This is a genomic window from Streptomyces atratus, assembly GCF_900119365.1.
GTDB lineage: Bacteria > Actinomycetota > Actinomycetes > Streptomycetales > Streptomycetaceae > Streptomyces > Streptomyces atratus_B.
This window is the reverse complement of record NZ_FPJO01000007.1, coordinates 170,155-182,735: the sequence shown is the minus strand read 5'-3', so window position 1 is coordinate 182,735 and position 12,581 is coordinate 170,155. Positions and strand designations below refer to the sequence as shown.

Genomic DNA, 12,581 nt, shown 5'->3' with positions numbered 1-12,581 from the left:
CCATCTTGCCCCTTTCGCGAGGAACGCGGAGGCAATCGGGTGGCTCGAAATGCCCGCTCGGTCCGGCGGGCGGAAAATGGATCTCCCCGAGGAGATTTGGCCGAACAACACCTGGACCCATTAGGTGCCCGAGGCATCTAGTGGGCGGAGATCGGTAGGACTCCCCCATCTCTTTGCGAGGTCCGCCATGGTAGACGCCGAGACCGTCTCCTTTCCGCAGAACCGCACCTGTCCCTACCACCCGCCGACGGGATATCGCGAGCACCGGGGGCAGCGGCCCGTGTCTCCCGCCAGGCTCTTCGACGGCCGCACGGTGTGGCTGGTGACCGGGCACGCCGAAGCGCGTTCGCTCCTGGTGGACCCGCGGCTGTCGTCCGACCGGGAGAACCCCGCGTTCCCGTTCTTCGCCGAGCGGGTGGCTTCGAGCACCCTGCGCCGCGTCGAACTGCTCGGCGTGGACGACCCGGAGCACAACGCCCAGCGCCGGATGCTGATCCCGAGTTTCACGGTCAGGCGGACGGCCGCGCTCCGGCCGCAGATCCACGAGACCGTGGACCGGCTGCTCGACGCGATGGCCGAGCAGGGCCCGCCGGCCGATCTGGTCGACGCCTTCGCCCTGCCCGTACCGTCCATGGTCATCTGCGCCCTGCTCGGGGTGCCCTACGAGGACCACGAGTTCTTCGAGGCGCAGTCGCGCAAGCTGCTCCGCGGCCCGGCGGCCGCGGATGTCGAGGCGGCGCGGGACGAGCTCGACGACTACTTCCGGGTGCTGATCGAGCAGAAGCGGGCCGCCCCCGGCGAAGGGCTGCTCGACGAGCTCATCGTCAAGCAGCTGGAGACGGGCGGAGTGGACCACGACGAGCTGGTGCGGCTGGCCCAGATCCTGCTCATCGCCGGGCACGAGACGACCGCGAACATGATCTCGCTCGGTACGTTCACGCTGCTCCAGCATCCCGATCAGCTGGCCCGGATGCGTGAATCCGAGGGCCTGATGAGTTCGGCGGTCGAGGAACTGCTCCGCTTCCTGTCCATCGCCGACGGAATCTCCCGGGTGGCGGTCGAGGACATCGAGGTGGGCGGGGTGACCATCCGTGCGGGGGACGGTGTCATCCTGACCACGTCGGTGATCAACCGGGACGAGACCGTTTATCCGTCCCCGGACGAACTGGACCTCGGCCGGAACGCGCGCAATCACGTCGCTTTCGGCTTCGGAATCCATCAGTGCCTGGGACAGAATCTGGCCCGGGCCGAGCTGGAGATCGCGCTGCCCGCGCTTTTCGACCGTCTTCCCGGTCTGCGGCTCGCGGTACCCGCCGAAGAAATCCCGTTCAAGCCCGGTGACACCATCCAGGGGCTGTTCGAACTACCCGTGACATGGTGATCGGAACATGGTGATCGGAATGCGACCGGAAGGTTCTGCCGGAATGCGGATCAGTATCGACAAGGACCGGTGCATCGGCGCGGGCCAGTGCGCGCTCACCGCGCCGAAGGTGTTCACCCAGGACGACGACGGGTTCAGTGAACTGCTGCCCGGCTACGAAGAGGCCCTGGACGGCGCCACGGTGAAGGAGGCCGTCCGGGTCTGCCCGGTGCAGGCGATCAGCCTCGGCTGACGGGCAGGCCGGGCGGGCACGGCCCTACGGCCAGAGCAGTTCCCGGGTCCAGCCCGCGTCCTGCCTGCGGTAGCGCAGCCGTACGTGTCTGCGCGCCGCGTCGCCCTGGAAGAACTCGACCTCCCGCGCCTCGACCACGTACCGGGTCCAGCTCGTGACCTGCGCGTCCGGTTCGGCCCGTGCCCGCTCCCAGGCGGCGTCGGCGGTGCGGGTCAGCTCCTCCAGCGAGCCCAGCACCTCGCTCTGCGAGCCGGTCAGCGCCGATGCGAGCGCACCGGTCGAGCGGGCGTGCAGATCGGCCAGGCTCTCGGCCGGCGCACATTCGGTGACCGGACCCCGCACCCGTACCTGCCGGCCCTGCGCCGGCCAGTAGAAGCCGAGCGCCGCACAGGGCCGGGCGGCGAGCTGGCGGCCCTTCGCGCTGGTGCGGTGGGTGGCGAAGTGCCAGCCGCGCTCGTCCACGTCGTGCAGCATCAGCGTCCGCACATCGGGGTGCCCCTCGCCGTCCGTCGTGGCCAGCGACATCGTGTGCGGCTCCACCTGCCCGGCGGCCACCGCCTCGGCGAACCAGCGGTGGAAGAGGGGGAGCGGGGTGGGTGGCGCGGCGGCCGGATCGAAGCCGGGAAGCTCCACGTCCCAGACACGCTGGGCATGGAGCAGGTCCAGGAAGCTCTGGTGTGCGTCGGTCATGCCCCCATTGCAGCGTATGGCCGGTACGGGGCGGGAGGGGTGGTCGGTGTAGCGCATGGGGGACACGCAGGGCCACTCTGGTGTGTATGAAGGCCATTACCCAGCGCGAGTTCCGGAACAACTGCGCCGAAGTCATGAACGCCGTGGAGGCGGGCGAGGTCTTTCACATCACCCGCAACGGCATAGAGGTCGCCGAACTGCGGCCGCTCACCCGGAAACGGCAGCTGAGCTCCGAAGAGCTGGTGGCCAGGCACCGTCGGCTGCCCCGTGTGGACGGCGCGCAGATGCGCCGCGAGGCCGATGCGTTCTTCGGGGCCGAGGACCGGGTCGGGGACGACGACCCGTGGGAGTGCGAGCGTGGCTGAGGCGGCATGACGCGGACCTGATGATCGCGTCCATCGCCTCGGTCAGGGGGCTGCCGCTCTATACGCGCAACGCGGCCGACTTCAAAGGGCTGGAGGGGGCCCTCACCGTCGTCCCGGTGTGACCGGCGGCCGCGGAGCCTAGCCCCCTCACCCCCGCCCCAGCACCACCGTCCCCGACGAGCAGAACCAGCCGCCCGTCCCCGACGCCACCGCCAGTTCCGGAAGCCGGCCGCCCGCTCTGCGCACCTGGCGTTCGCCCGCCTCGCCGCGCAGTTGGCGTACCGCCTCCACCAGCAGGAACAGACCGCGCATCCCGGGATGGCAGGCGGACAGGCCGCCGCCGTCGGTGTTCACCGGCAGCTCGCCGGTGAGCCCGGTCCGGCCCTTCTCCACGAACGCGCCGCCCTCGCCCTTGGCGCAGAAACCCAGGTCCTCCAGCGTCACCAGCGTCATGTAGGTGAACGCGTCGTAGAGCTCGGCGAGATCGATGTCCGCGGGCCGCACCCCGGCCCGCTCGAACGCCAGGCGGCCCGAGACCGCCGCCGGGGAGACCGTGAAGTCGTCCCACTCGGACATGGTGGAGTGCGAGACGTGCTCGCCCGTGCCGAGGATCCACACCGGCGCCTTCGCCGTGTCCGGTACGTACTCCTCGGCGGCCAGCAGCACCGCGCAGCCGCCGTCGCTGCGGATGCAGCAGTGCAGTTTGGTGAACGGGTCCGCGATCACCGGCCCCGACAGCACCTCGTCCACCGTGACCGGGTCCCGGAACATCGCGTCCGGGTTGGCCGCCGCGTTCGCCCGCGCCTGGACCGCGACCTCGGCGAGCTGCTCCAGGGTCGTCCCGTACTCGTGCATGTGACGGCGGGCGGCCATCGCGTACTTGGCGATCAGCGAGTGCCCGTACGGCACCTCGAACTGGAGCGGGCCGCGCGCCCCGAAGGAGAGGTTGGAGGTCCGGCGGCCCGCCTTGATGTCCGCGCGTGCCGTCGAGCCGTACACCAGCAGTACGGCATTGGCGTGCCCCGCCGCGATGGCGTCCGCCGCATGGGCCGCCATCACCTCCCAGGTCGAGCCGCCGACCGCGGTGGAGTCCACCCACGTCGGCTTCAGGCCCAGGTACTCGGCGACCTCGACCGGGGCGAGCGTGCCGAGTCCGGCGGAGGCGAAACCGTCGACGACGGACCGGTCCAGCCCCGAGTCGGCCAGCGCCCGACGGGCGGCCTGGGCGTGCAGGGCGTACGGCGTGGCCGTCTCGACGCGTCCGCAGTCGGCGAGGGATATGCCGACGACAGCGACCTTGCGGTGGGAAGAAGGCATGAATCTGACGGTACATCAGATCGGTGTGCGGGGGGACCGTCCGGCGGGGTGGGGATCTTCCACTACCTCCCGTGCGCGGCTCTGGGCATCTCGGGGATTCGGCCCTAGCATGACGCACCGTCAGATCAGGGGCTTCCGGCCCCTGAGGGGAAGGAGTCCGCCGATGGATGCCGCCTTCACCGCGGAACAGGACGAGATCCGCCGCACCTTGCGCGAGCTGCTGGCCGCACAGTGCGCACCCGACGACGTCAAGAGCGCCGCGCGCACCGCCGACGGGTACGACGCGGAGCTGTGGCGACGCCTCGCCCAGGACCTCGGGCTGCCCGGACTCGCCCTCCCGCAGGAGTACGGAGGCGTCGGCTGCGGCCTCACCGAGCTCGCCGTCGCCTGCGAGGAGACCGGCCGCGCCCTGCTGCCCTCGCCCCTGATCGCCACCGCCGCGCTCGCCGCGCCCCTGATCGCCGCACTCGGCACCGACGCCCAGCGCACCGCCCTGCTGCCGCGCATCGCGGCCGGTGGGCTGACCGCGACCCTGGCCGTCCCCGGCGGCTCGCTCGCCACCGCCCTCGGCCTCACCGCCGACTCCGCCGACGGCACCTGGGCGGGCGGCGGCCGGGCGGGTGGCATGCAGGCCAGGCCGGTCACCGGCGCGCAGGGCTGGCGGCTGTACGGGGAAGCCGCCCAGGTCCTCGACGGGCACAGCGCCGGACTCCTCCTGGTCGCGGCCCACGCCGGAGGTTTCCCGCGCAGCCGTACGCTCCTCTTCCTGGTCCGCCCGGACACGGCGGCCGGAGTCGTCCGCACCCGCCGCACCTCGCTCGACGAGACCCGCCCGCTGGCCCGGATCGAACTCCGCGACACCGAGGCCGAACTCCTCGGCGCGGACGACGCCGTGGACGTCACCGGCGCCCTCGCCTCGGCCGGTCACCCGGCTGCCGCGCTGCTCGCCGCCCAGGCGGTGGGGGCGGCGGCGAGCGCGCTGGAGCGGACGGTCGAATACGTCGGGGCGCGCGAGCAGTTCGGCCGGGCGATCGGCTCCTTCCAGGCGGTGAAGCACCGCCTCGCGGACCTGTACGTACAGGTGCAGGCGGCCCGCTCCGCGGCGTACTACGCGGCCTGGGACCCGGCCGACGCCGGGGGGCTCGCCCTCGCCCAGGCCCTGGAGGCGCTCCGGACCACCACCGCCGAGGCCGTCCAGCTGCACGGCGGGCTCGGCTTCACCTGGGAGCACGAGGCGCATCTGTACTTCAAGCGGGCCGCGGCCGACGAACTGCTCTTCGGCCCCGTCCACCGGCTCCGCGACCACGCGGCACAACGGGCCGGGCTGTTCGCGGGATCGGCGATGGAGCCGGCTGCTCCGGAGTCGACCGCTTCGGGGCCGACTGCTTCGAGGTCGGCCGGACGGGTGGCGGTCTGATGGCGCCCGGCGTCCGGCTGATCCAGAAGGTCTCCTCCACCCGCGCGTTCGCGAGGATCGCCCCGCATGTCGTTCCCGCCATGGACCGTACGGTGCACCGGCTCACGCGCGGCAAGGTGCTGCTCAGCTCCCGGATGCTGCCGGGGCTGATCCTGACGGTGCCGGGGGCGAGGAGCGGGCAGCTCAGAACCACTCCGCTGGCCTGCATGCCGGAGGAGGGGGCGGAGCAGAGCTGGATTCTGGTCGGCAGCAACTTCGGCCGTACGGGGCACCCGGCCTGGACCGCGAATCTGCTGGCCGGTCCCGACAAGGCGGTCGTCAACTGGCGGGGCCGGGACATTCCGGTGCGCGCCACGCTGCTGGAGGGTGCCGAGCGGGACGAGGTGTGGCGGGCGGCGCTGAAGTTCTGGCCGCCGTACGCGACTTACCAGGAGCGGGTCGACCGGGAGATCCGGCTCTTCAGACTGCGCGGGCGCGGCGGTTCCTGAACGTGGGTGGTTCCTGAGCGGGGCGACGCCTGAGCGGGGCGGCTCCCGGCACGGTCCGGGTGCACCGACGGCGGACCACATGCGTGGCCCGCCGTCGGTGAGACAGGACCTGGGGCGCCCGGGACGGCCGCGCGATACCCCGGTGGGGGCGGGGCCGTCGGCGCCGGTGCTACCTCGTCGGCTTCCTGCCGGTGATCCCCAGATGCACCAACAGGGCGAGGTTCGGCTTGAGTTCGGCCTGCTTCACGCCCCAGGTCGTAAAGCCTTTCTGGTGCGAGGCGACGGCGGCCAGCATCGCGACCAGCGAGCCCGCCATCGCCGCGGCGCTGACCTCCTTGTCGACCTTGCCCTTGGCCTGGAGCTCCTTCACCGAATCGGTGAGGGAGTTGGTGACCGAGTTCAGGATCTTCATGCGGATCTTGTAGAACCGTTTGTCGCCCTCGGCCGCACCGAGGTCGACCACGCGCAGGATCGCGTCGTGGTGCCGCCAGAAGTCGAGGAATCCCTCGACCAGTTCTTCGGCTGTCTGCCAGCCGGCCTTGCCGACCCAGGAGCGGCCGGCGACCAGTTCGGTCAACCCGGCGCCCTCCTTGGCCATTTCCTCGGCGATCTCGAGGACGGCGCCCTCGACATCGGGGAAGTACTGGTAGAAGGTCGCGGGTGAAGTCCCCGCCTTCCGGGCGACGTCGATGACTTTGACGTCCCGGTACGGTGAGGAGCTGAGCATCTCGCTGAGGCAGTCGAGCAGCTTCTGCCGCGTCGCCTGTCCGCGTCGACCGGCCACGCGGCCGTCGACGGTGCGCACTTGTCCTGTCATGCCGTCAGCTTACCGAGGGGTGATCGGAGCGCGATTCGGCCGACTGCAAATGGGGATCACCGCAGACGCGGCGGGGGTAGTGGCCGGATTTCGACGTATGCGCACCCGGAGTGAACCACGAAGCGATAAGTCTTATCAACAGCCTGTGGATAACTTCCGTGGATAACTTTCCGTGAAGCCGTGAGCATGGAAGTCTTCCACCGGGGTTTATCGAAAATCAGTTCGATGGTGACGGGTCGGGGGGCGATGGGCGCGACCCGCGGTTACGTTTGCTGTGACGAGCCTCACTGTCACGAATCGCGAGCGACGCGTGATCACGGAAGGACCCGGGCCCATGGCCGCATTCGCGCGATCCGCGCCGTGCTGGGTGGATGCGCAGCTTCCCGACCTGGAAGCGGGCAAGCGCTTCTACGGCGAGTTGTTCGGCTGGACCTTCCGGGCCGGCGAGGGGCCGTACGCGGACGCCTACAGCGGCGGGAAGCTCGTCGCCGCGCTCGCCGCCAAGCAGGACGGCCGGATGCCGACCGCCTGGGGGGTCTACTTCGCCACCGACGACATCGTCGCGTCCGTCGCCCGGATCAGGGAGGCGGGCGGCCAGGTGATCACCGAGCCGGTCCGGGCCGGCCGGGCCGGAGTCCTCGCCCAGGCGGCCGACCCCGGCGGAGCGGTCTTCGGACTCTGGCAGGCCGGTGACCGCGAGGGCTTCCAGAAGCAGAACGAACCCGGCTCCTTCTGCTGGACCGAGGTCCACACCCGCCAGAAGGACCGGGTGGACGCCTTCTACGAGGAGGTTTTCGGCTTCCAGGGAACCGACCTCGCCCAGGACGCCGAACCCTTCCAGGACACCGAACCCGGCGCTGCCGCGTCCACTCCCGCCTTCCGGATGTGGTCGCCGGCGGGCACCGAGCCCGGACCGGACACCGCGGTCGGCGGCCGCAGCGTCATCACCGACGCCTTCCCGGCGGAGCTGCCCAGCTACTTCCTCAGCTACTTCGCCGTCGAGGACTGCAACAGCGCGGCCGGGCACGCCGTACGCCTCGGCGGCCGGATCTCCGCGCCGCCCTTCGACATTCCGTACGGGCGGATGGCGGTCCTCCAGGACGATCAGGGCGCCGTCTTCGCCGTACTTCAGCCCCCTGTGTCCGAGAACGGGGCAGAGTGAGCTGTGACACCCCGATCCGCCCCCGGGTTCGCAACCAGGGCCTCAGCCAGGAAGAATCGGGGGTGCGCACCGCCGGGTGGTGCCCAGTGGTGAGACGCCGTACAGGGCGGGTTTTCGCGGGCTTCTGTTCCTGAGGCCCGTACGGGGAGGTGGCAGGGCAAGTGGTGGAGCAGCTGACGCAGCACGACCCGAGGCGGATCGGCCCGTTCGAGGTGCTGGGACGGCTCGGTGCCGGCGGCATGGGGCTGGTCTATCTCGCCCGCTCGGCTTCGGGCCGGCGCGTGGCGATCAAGACGGTCCGTACGGAGCTCGCCGAGGACCAGCTGTTCCGGGTCCGCTTCACGCGCGAGGTGGAGGCCGCCCGCGCCGTCAGCGGCTTCTACACGGCCGCGGTGGTGGACGCAGACCCGCGCGCCGCCGTGCCGTGGCTGGCCACCGCCTATGTGCCGGCCCCCTCGCTGGAAGAGATACTGAGTGAGTGCGGGCCCATGCCGGTCCAGGCGGTGCGCTGGCTGGCCGCCGGTATCGCCGAGGCGCTGCAGTCGATTCACGGAGCGGGGCTCGTCCACCGCGACATGAAGCCGTCGAACGTGCTCGTCGTCGAGGACGGCCCCCGGGTGATCGACTTCGGGATCGCGTCCGGGGTCTCCAACACCCGGCTGACCATGACGAACGTCGCCGTGGGCACGCCCGCCTACATGTCGCCCGAACAGGCCAGGGACTCGCGCAGCGTCACCGGCGCCAGTGACATCTTCTCGCTCGGCTCCACCCTCGTCTTCGCCGCCACCGGCCATGCGCCCTTCCACGGCGCCAACCCGGTCGAGACGGTCTTCATGCTGCTGCGCGAAGGCCCCGACCTGGAGGGTCTGCCCGGCGAGCTGCGGCCGCTGATCGAGTCCTGCATGCAGATGGACGCCGGGCTGCGGCCCACCCCCGCCGACCTCCAGGCCCAGCTCGCCCCGCACCTCTTCGCCTCCGGCGGCGACGACAGCGGTACGGCCTCGGCGTGGCTGCCGACCTCCGCCACCGCGATGATCGAGCAGCGCCGCGGCGGCCGGAAGACCGCCGCGCCCGCCCCGGTACCGCCGCCGCCCCCGCAGCCGCCGGGCGCCGACCGGGACGCCGCCTGGCGCAGCGGCGGAGACCTGCGCTCCCCGGCCGCCGGCCCGCATCCCGGCCCGCATCCCGGCCCGGCTCCCGCGCCCGACGGGGGCGGTCCGGTGCGGCTGCCCGGTGCGAAGGTGCCGATCGGCCCCGGCCCGCGCGCCCAGGACGTACGGGCCACCGCCACGGCCACCGCGGACGCCGGCCCCGCGACCGGCTGGGTGCGCCCGCCCGCCGGGGTGAACGGTTCCGCCCCGACCGCCCCTGTGCCCGGACCCGCGCAACCGCCGGAGCCCCCGCCCGGCCCGGACCGCTGGCGGCCCTGGCGGTTCCGGATGTCCAACGACGTCTGGGGCACCCCCGTCGTCGCCGGGGACCTCCTCTACGTCACGTCGTTCGAGGTGCACGCCCTGGACGTCGGCAACGGGCGCCGCCAGTTCAAGACCCGGGACGTGGCCTGGGTGATGGCCGTCGAGGGCGGCCGCATCCACGCCTCCGACGGGCCGTCCCTGTACGCCCTGGACGCGGCGACCGGCGCCGAGCGGTGGCGGCTCCAGACGGACGCCTGGGTCTACTCCCTCAAGGCCGACCGCGGCACCGTCGTCACCGGCACCCGGGGCGGCGGCGTACAGGCCTGGGAGGCCTCCACGGGCGAGAAGCTGTGGGAGAGCGGCGGTGCGCAGACCGACTTCGAGACGGCGGAGGCCGGACCCGCGATCCACGACGGCACGGTCTACCTCTGGCAGGACGCCCGGCTGCGCGCCGTCGACGCCCGTACCGGCATCGAGCGCTGGTCGTACCCCATCGGCGACGCGACCTCCTGCGGCGGTGTGCCGGTCCGGGTGACCGCGGCCCCGGACGGCTTCGTCTACGTCAGTGCCGGGGCCCGGGTCCTGGCCGTGGACAACGTGTCCGGCCATGTGCGCTGGCACTTCGAGTCGCCCGCCGTCTTCCTCTCCCCGCCCGCGTTCGCGTCCGGCCCCGCCGTCACCGGCGGCGGTGTGTACCTCGCCGACTACCTCGGCACGGTGTACGCGATCGACGTCTCGACCGGCAAGGACCGCTGGCGCATCGCCACGGAGGCCCGCCAGTCGATCGAACCGGTCCTGGTGACGGCCGGAAACGTCCATGTCGGCAGCGGCAGCGCGCTGTACACGCTCGACGCGGTCACCGGCACCCCGAAGTGGCGGTTCGCGGCGGGCGGCGAGGTGGTGGGCGCCCCGGTGGTCGCCGACGGCCGGGTCCACTTCGGCTCCGCCGACCACGTCCTGTACACCCTGGACGCGGCGGGCGGCCAGCTCCGCTGGAAGCTGGCGACGGGCGGCGAGATCACGGGGTCGCCGGTGGCGCAGGGCGGCGTCGTGTACGCGTGCAGCAAGGACCGCTGCGTGTACGCGCTGGACGCGCTGAAGGGCACGGGTACGGGCGGCAGGGCCAGGACGTAGACCGCGTCGGGCCGTCCGCTGCGAAGCCGGGGCGCGGCGGGTCTCAGCGGCGCGGGCGCCCGTCCGCGTCCGGGCCCTCGTCCGGGTGGTGGGCCGCCGGGTCCGGCCCCGTGTACAGCTCCGGCTCGGGCTCCGGCAGCGTGCTCGTCTGCACGGACGGCCCCGGTTCCTGCGTCGGCGGCCAGGTGTCCGGGTTCTCCGAGCCGGGCGCCTTGTACGGCTGATCGTGCGTCCCGCGAGCGGGCCGCCGCCCGGACATCACCGCCGCACCCACCAGCAGCAGCACCCCGCCCGCCGCCGCCTCGGCCACTCCCCACCGCAGCCCGGAACCGTCCCCCGCGACCGCCAGACTGCCCAGCGCCTGTCCCTGGCGCACCATCCACAACACGGTGAACCCGAGCACCACCACACCCGCGGCCGCCACCAGCAGCCGCGACCGCAGCACCACACCGACCACCGTCAGCAGGGCGGCGAAGAGGAACGCGAGCAGGATCGAGCCCAGCGGACCGGGCCGCCCCGCGGTGATGCCGGTGAACAGCTCCTCGATCCGGTAGTGACGCCCGAGGCGACCGTCGTACCAGTCACGGAAGGGGCTCAGCACGGCGGCCGCCGCTCCGGCGAGAGCGAGCACCGAGCCCAGGACGTTGCGGATCATCATCGGCCTCCTGCGCGTGCGCGGACCGGCGTCACAGCTCTGCACCGCTCTCGGCCTCGACGCTACGCCCGGCCCCTGGCCCCCGCCACCTTGCGCTAGCGTGACGCACGGTCGTTCGACAACTGCAGAAACGGACAACAACACAAGGGGGGCTGCATCGATGATGCGGCAGCACATAAAGCTTTCCGCGGTACTGGTCGTGGTGGTACTCGCCCTCACCGGTTTCTCGACCTCCAGCAGCGGCGGCCGCAGCGGCAAGAGCAAGAGCGGCGGGTCGAGCAGCAGCAGCAGCGGCGGTGGCTGCTCCAACTCCAAGAAGAGCAACGGCAGCTATGACAGCAGCGACTACGACGACGATGACTACGACTCGTCGAGCAGCTCCTCCGGCGGTACGGACTACGCGACGGAGACCCCGAGCGCCACGGCGTCCGACGCGCCCCAGGCGTACGTCTTGCGCTGCGCCCAGCCCCGCAAGGGCAAGCGCAAGGCCGTCACCACCTCCACCGTCAGGCTCACCGCCGACGCCGGTGCCTCCGGCTCGCACACGTACGAGGTCGACGTGACCTTCCTCGACGCACGGGGCAACACCGTCGACACCGGTGACGCGACCGTGGACGTCGAGGGCGGCGAGACCAAGACCGTCTCCGTGCGGATGGACAACCCGCGCAAGGTCTCCAAGGTGAAGAAGTGCCGTGTCGAGGCCGAGCTGAGCTACTGAGCCACCGGCAGGCCCGTCAGCGCGTCCGGAACTCGCCCGCGCCCCGCCCCCGGAACAGTTCGGCCTGCCGCTCCGGCGGCAGATTGCCGAGTGCGATGAGGTGCGGGGCGTGGGCCATGGCCCGCGCCCTGGCCGCCTCCCGCGCGGACCACACCGCCCGCACCGTCCCCTGCACCGCCTGAGTCGGGTACGAGGCGATCACGCCTGCCGCCCGCAGCGCCGCGTCCACCGCGCCGCCGGGCGCCGTCACCTCGCTGACCAGCCCGGTCTCGTACGCGCGACGGGCCGAGACCCGCTCGGCGGTCCCCATCAGCGACATCCGGGCCACCTCGCCGAACGGCATCCGCTGCGCCATGGAGATCGCCTCGTACGCGCTGACCATGCCGTACGTCGTGTGCGGGTCGAAGAACGTCGCCTCCTCGGACGCGATCACGAACTCCGCCTCGCCCAGCAGATAGAACGCCCCGCCGCAGGCCATCCCCTCCACGGCCGCGATCACCGGCTTCCACAGGTCGTTCGCCTTCGGCCCGATCGCGAGCAGCGGATCGTCGATCGTGTACGGGGACGAGGGCTGCGGCACGTCCACGTCCCGGTCGATCCCGGTGCAGAAGGCCCGGCCGCCCGCACCGGTGAGGACCACCGCCCGCACCCCGTCGTCGAAGCGGAACGCCCGCCAGACGGCGGCCAGTTCGGCCGCCGTGGCCAGGTCGATCGCGTTGAGCCTGGCGGGCCGGTCGAGGGTGACGAGCGCGACCCCGGTCTCCTTGTCCGTCTCCGTTCGCAGCGCCAT

At 72.0% G+C, this 12,581-nt stretch carries 13 protein-coding genes; 8 read left to right on the top strand and 5 right to left on the bottom strand.

Going from position 1 to position 12,581, the window contains the following annotated elements; genetic code table 11:
• Nucleotides 1-187: 187 nt before the first annotated feature.
• Both BT364_RS15165 and BT364_RS15160 read left to right on the top strand, forming a co-directional pair.
• Nucleotides 188-1,381: a cytochrome P450 gene (locus tag BT364_RS15165; protein WP_072485670.1), complete on the top strand. Its 1,194-nt coding sequence runs from the start codon at nt 188-190 to the stop codon at nt 1,379-1,381.
• Nucleotides 1,382-1,424: 43 nt separating this feature from the next.
• Nucleotides 1,425-1,613 carry a ferredoxin gene (locus tag BT364_RS15160; protein ID WP_072485669.1) on the top strand — a complete coding sequence of 63 codons (189 nt, stop codon included), beginning with the start codon at nt 1,425-1,427 and terminating at the stop codon, nt 1,611-1,613.
• A gap of 24 nt (nt 1,614-1,637) precedes the next feature.
• Here BT364_RS15160 and BT364_RS15155 read toward each other — a convergent pair whose 3' ends face one another.
• Nucleotides 1,638-2,303: a pyridoxine/pyridoxamine 5'-phosphate oxidase gene (locus tag BT364_RS15155; protein ID WP_072485668.1), complete on the bottom strand. Its 666-nt coding sequence runs from the start codon at nt 2,301-2,303 to the stop codon at nt 1,638-1,640.
• 86 nt (nt 2,304-2,389) lie between these two features.
• Between BT364_RS15155 and BT364_RS15150 the strand changes: the two genes are divergently transcribed.
• Nucleotides 2,390-2,668: a type II toxin-antitoxin system Phd/YefM family antitoxin gene (locus BT364_RS15150; RefSeq protein WP_072485667.1), complete on the top strand. Its 279-nt coding sequence runs from the start codon at nt 2,390-2,392 to the stop codon at nt 2,666-2,668.
• Between the two features lie 147 nt (nt 2,669-2,815).
• Here BT364_RS15150 and BT364_RS15145 read toward each other — a convergent pair whose 3' ends face one another.
• Nucleotides 2,816-3,985 (bottom strand): thiolase C-terminal domain-containing protein, encoded by a 1,170-nt coding sequence (locus tag BT364_RS15145; RefSeq protein ID WP_072485666.1) that lies wholly within the window; start codon nt 3,983-3,985, stop codon nt 2,816-2,818.
• 163 nt (nt 3,986-4,148) lie between these two features.
• Between BT364_RS15145 and BT364_RS15140 the strand changes: the two genes are divergently transcribed.
• Together BT364_RS15140 and BT364_RS15135 are read left to right on the top strand one after the other, a co-directional pair.
• Complete coding sequence (locus tag BT364_RS15140) at nt 4,149-5,402, top strand: acyl-CoA dehydrogenase family protein (protein ID WP_072485665.1); 1,254 nt, start codon at nt 4,149-4,151, stop codon at nt 5,400-5,402.
• Nucleotides 5,402-5,890, top strand: a complete 489-nt coding sequence (locus tag BT364_RS15135; protein ID WP_072485664.1) for a nitroreductase family deazaflavin-dependent oxidoreductase — start codon at nt 5,402-5,404, stop codon at nt 5,888-5,890. Before BT364_RS15140 ends, BT364_RS15135 begins: the two co-directional genes overlap by 1 nt.
• A gap of 169 nt (nt 5,891-6,059) precedes the next feature.
• Here the strand turns inward: BT364_RS15135 and BT364_RS15130 are convergent, their stop codons facing one another.
• Nucleotides 6,060-6,707, bottom strand: a complete 648-nt coding sequence (locus BT364_RS15130) for a TetR family transcriptional regulator (protein ID WP_072485663.1) — start codon at nt 6,705-6,707, stop codon at nt 6,060-6,062.
• Between the two features lie 334 nt (nt 6,708-7,041).
• Here BT364_RS15130 and BT364_RS15125 point away from each other — a divergent pair, with 334 nt between their 5' ends.
• Nucleotides 7,042-7,869 carry a VOC family protein gene (locus BT364_RS15125; RefSeq protein WP_072485662.1) on the top strand — a complete coding sequence of 276 codons (828 nt, stop codon included), beginning with the start codon at nt 7,042-7,044 and terminating at the stop codon, nt 7,867-7,869.
• 161 nt (nt 7,870-8,030) lie between these two features.
• Nucleotides 8,031-10,418 carry a protein serine/threonine kinase AfsK gene (locus tag BT364_RS15120; RefSeq protein ID WP_177328135.1) on the top strand — a complete coding sequence of 796 codons (2,388 nt, stop codon included), beginning with the start codon at nt 8,031-8,033 and terminating at the stop codon, nt 10,416-10,418.
• Between the two features lie 43 nt (nt 10,419-10,461).
• On the opposite strand, the gene BT364_RS15115 is transcribed toward BT364_RS15120, so the two are convergent.
• Nucleotides 10,462-11,073, bottom strand: coding sequence for a hypothetical protein (locus BT364_RS15115; protein ID WP_072485822.1), 612 nt, complete (start codon nt 11,071-11,073; stop codon nt 10,462-10,464).
• A gap of 160 nt (nt 11,074-11,233) precedes the next feature.
• Here BT364_RS15115 and BT364_RS15110 point away from each other — a divergent pair, with 160 nt between their 5' ends.
• Entirely contained in the window at nt 11,234-11,791 is a 558-nt protein-coding gene (locus BT364_RS15110) for a hypothetical protein (RefSeq protein ID WP_072485661.1), read from the top strand.
• 16 nt (nt 11,792-11,807) lie between these two features.
• Here BT364_RS15110 and BT364_RS15105 read toward each other — a convergent pair whose 3' ends face one another.
• The gene (locus BT364_RS15105) at nt 11,808-12,581 is read right to left on the bottom strand and encodes an enoyl-CoA hydratase/isomerase family protein (protein ID WP_072485660.1); all 774 of its coding nucleotides are present in this window, start codon (nt 12,579-12,581) and stop codon (nt 11,808-11,810) included.

Bases quoted from the DNA above. Each gene is read 5' to 3' on its own strand.
- BT364_RS15165 (WP_072485670.1), top strand. From the start codon at position 188: ATGGTAGACGCCGAGACCGTCTCCTTTCCGCAGAACCGCACCTGTCCC.
- BT364_RS15160 (WP_072485669.1), top strand. From the start codon at position 1,425: ATGCGGATCAGTATCGACAAGGACCGGTGCATCGGCGCGGGCCAGTGC.
- BT364_RS15155 (WP_072485668.1), bottom strand. From the start codon at position 2,303: ATGACCGACGCACACCAGAGCTTCCTGGACCTGCTCCATGCCCAGCGT.
- BT364_RS15150 (WP_072485667.1), top strand. From the start codon at position 2,390: ATGAAGGCCATTACCCAGCGCGAGTTCCGGAACAACTGCGCCGAAGTC.
- BT364_RS15145 (WP_072485666.1), bottom strand. From the start codon at position 3,985: ATGCCTTCTTCCCACCGCAAGGTCGCTGTCGTCGGCATATCCCTCGCC.
- BT364_RS15140 (WP_072485665.1), top strand. From the start codon at position 4,149: ATGGATGCCGCCTTCACCGCGGAACAGGACGAGATCCGCCGCACCTTG.
- BT364_RS15135 (WP_072485664.1), top strand. From the start codon at position 5,402: ATGGCGCCCGGCGTCCGGCTGATCCAGAAGGTCTCCTCCACCCGCGCG.
- BT364_RS15130 (WP_072485663.1), bottom strand. From the start codon at position 6,707: ATGACAGGACAAGTGCGCACCGTCGACGGCCGCGTGGCCGGTCGACGC.
- BT364_RS15125 (WP_072485662.1), top strand. From the start codon at position 7,042: ATGGCCGCATTCGCGCGATCCGCGCCGTGCTGGGTGGATGCGCAGCTT.
- BT364_RS15115 (WP_072485822.1), bottom strand. From the start codon at position 11,073: ATGATCCGCAACGTCCTGGGCTCGGTGCTCGCTCTCGCCGGAGCGGCG.
- BT364_RS15110 (WP_072485661.1), top strand. From the start codon at position 11,234: ATGATGCGGCAGCACATAAAGCTTTCCGCGGTACTGGTCGTGGTGGTA.
- BT364_RS15105 (WP_072485660.1), bottom strand. From the start codon at position 12,581: ATGGCGCTGCGAACGGAGACGGACAAGGAGACCGGGGTCGCGCTCGTC.